The 305-nt window shown below is 73.1% G+C and carries 1 pseudogene (only partly in view); it reads right to left on the bottom strand.

From position 1 onward, the window contains the following. Positions 1–305 (bottom strand): annotated as a pseudogene (locus tag CCN35_RS29800) (pyruvate carboxylase) (its annotated part continues 161 nt past the right edge of the window); the annotation flags it as partial.

Below are 305 nucleotides of genomic sequence, written 5' to 3'. Positions count from 1 at the left end.
GGTCGGCGGCGGCGTACATCTCCTCGATGTCCTCGAAGCGGTCGCCCAGCCCCAGCGCGACCGCCTGGGTGCGCAGGTTGGACAGCTGGCCGCCGGGGATCTCGTGGTGGTAGACGCGTCCGGTGGGCGAGGCCAGGCCCGCCTCGAAGGGGGCGTAGATCTTGCGGACGCTCTCCCAGTACGGCTCCATGTCGCTGACGGCCTGCAGGTCCAGGCCGGTGGGGCGGTCGGAGTGGTCGGTGGCGGCGACGATCGCCGACAGCGACGGCTGGGAGGTGGTGCCGGCCATCGACGCGACCGCGCCG

It is taken from the genome of Streptomyces thermovulgaris, assembly GCF_002155915.1.
Taxonomy (GTDB): Bacteria; Actinomycetota; Actinomycetes; order Streptomycetales; family Streptomycetaceae; genus Streptomyces; species Streptomyces thermovulgaris.
This window is presented reverse-complemented; position numbering and strand designations above follow the sequence as displayed.